Below are 1,768 nucleotides of genomic sequence, written 5' to 3'. Positions count from 1 at the left end.
CGATGAACTTGGCGGCCTTCGCAGGGGCTTGCGGGCCGATCTCGTCGTCGTGGACAAGGAGCTTCAACTCGCTGGCGTATTGCGCAATGGTGATTGGCTCGCCTAGGCCGAATTGGCGGGTTCCCCATGGCGGATCCCGTGGCCGGCGCGCTTTCTTCCGTTACCTTCTTTTTACTTAAAATTTGTCGGAATTCCCCAGCAGACCGTTGACCTCCACTATCCGCCATGAAAGTGTTGTAGCAGTCTTTGTGTAGGTGTGATTCATGCTCGCAAGACGTGTTGCGAGCGTGAAGCTCCTGCGAAGCCAACCAGGCCTTGCTTGGACGGAATACCAGGTCTTCTCGCGGAGTAACCAAGGCCGGCACGCGGTGTGCCGGACTTAATAGTTCCACAATGAGGAGAAACAAAAATGGCACTGGGCACCGTCAAGTGGTTCAACGCTGAAAAGGGCTTCGGCTTCATTACCCCGGACGACGCTGAAGGCGACGTCTTTGTCCACTACTCCGAGATCCAGACCGGCGGATTCCGCACCCTCGACGAGAACCAGCGTGTTCAGTTCGAGATCGGTCAGGGCGCAAAGGGCCCGCAGGCCACCGGCGTAACCGCCGTCTAGTTTGACTGCTTGAATTCTGCTTGGCAGGTTCAGGGAAGGGGTTCCGCACAGGCTGCGGGACCCCTTTTCCTTTTCAGGCGACCAGGGTGCGGAGAAGCCTGGCAGTTTGGCGAACGGATAGCCCGGGCAAATATGCGCGGCTTAGCGCGGCGCCGATCGCGGGAATCTCCAGGCTGTCCTGATAGTACATATACAAAGTCCTGTACTCCGGCTGGAACCTCGATTTGAAGCGGGCCAATGAGCGGAATCCGTAAACGGGTTCCAGGGTCCTGCCCACGAGGTCGAGAATGCCCGCCAGGCCGGCTTCCCCGCTGGAGAATTCCTCGGTCTCGCCGGCAAGAGGAGAGCCCGACAAAGAAATGACCTCCACTCCCTGCCGCAACTCGTGCACTGCCGAGGCAATCATGAATTCCATGAGGCCAGGAAAGGCATCGCTTCGCCGACGCATGAAATCCAAGGTCCAGCTGATCACCCGCCCGTCACGAAACACCGGCAGCCAACTGGTGACCCCAAAGACAAACCCTTTGCGGTCGACGGCGATGCAGCACAGCACTTCATCGACCATCAGCTCGTCGAGGGAACCCAAGGTAAAGCCCATTTCGGGTACTTTTTTCCTGGCGGCCCACTCTTCCGACACTTCGCCGAGTTGGGAGCGTACGTGTTGCGGAAACTCCGAATAGCGCCCCCACCGGGCTTCAACGCCGGCCTTTAGCGCGCGGTTCTTTGCTGTACGGACGTTTTGCCACGCTTTGCCCGTGAACTCAAGGTCACGGATGGAGAGCCGGGTTTCCTGGGCGACCGCAATTCGGCGAAATCCCGCGGATTGCAGCATCGGCCACAATTCCTCGGTGCAGGAATAGAGGCACGGCACCAATGCATGGTGCGCACAGTAGTCCAGGAACCCTTCGGTCGCGGCAGGGGCTTGTGCGGGATCACCGAACGGTCCGGCAAGGGTCAGTGCCACGTTTCCGTGCTGCTGGTAGGCAATTCCAGCGTCCATTCCGGGAGTGAACCAGAACTTGTTCGGCTCCCACAGCGCCATCCACGAAAGCGACTCCCCGCCGCGTTTGACCAAAGCCTTGGCCGCCAGGCGGGCCGGATCGTCGCCGCCGGGCCCGTGCTGCCGTTTCAGGAGCAGCGTCCACACCGCTGCCA

2 protein-coding genes are annotated in these 1,768 nt (G+C 59.9%); one reads left to right on the top strand and one right to left on the bottom strand.

What is annotated here, in order from left to right:
* The first annotated feature begins 409 nt into the window (after positions 1-409).
* A complete protein-coding gene (locus AHiyo1_RS03415; protein WP_028264741.1) occupies positions 410-613 on the top strand; it encodes a cold-shock protein in 204 nt (67 codons plus the stop codon).
* A gap of 73 nt (positions 614-686) precedes the next feature.
* Here the strand turns inward: AHiyo1_RS03415 and AHiyo1_RS03410 are convergent.
* Positions 687-1,768: bifunctional lysylphosphatidylglycerol flippase/synthetase MprF (locus tag AHiyo1_RS03410; protein WP_113990542.1), on the bottom strand; the 1,082-nt coding region annotated here is incomplete at its 5' end.

It is taken from the genome of Arthrobacter sp. Hiyo1, from assembly GCF_001263615.2.
Classification (GTDB): Bacteria; Actinomycetota; Actinomycetes; order Actinomycetales; family Micrococcaceae; genus Arthrobacter.
This window is presented reverse-complemented; position numbering and strand designations above follow the sequence as displayed.

Excerpts from the sequence above, each read along its gene's own strand:
- AHiyo1_RS03415 (WP_028264741.1), top strand. The coding sequence starts at position 410 with ATGGCACTGGGCACCGTCAAGTGGTTCAACGCTGAAAAGGGCTTCGGC.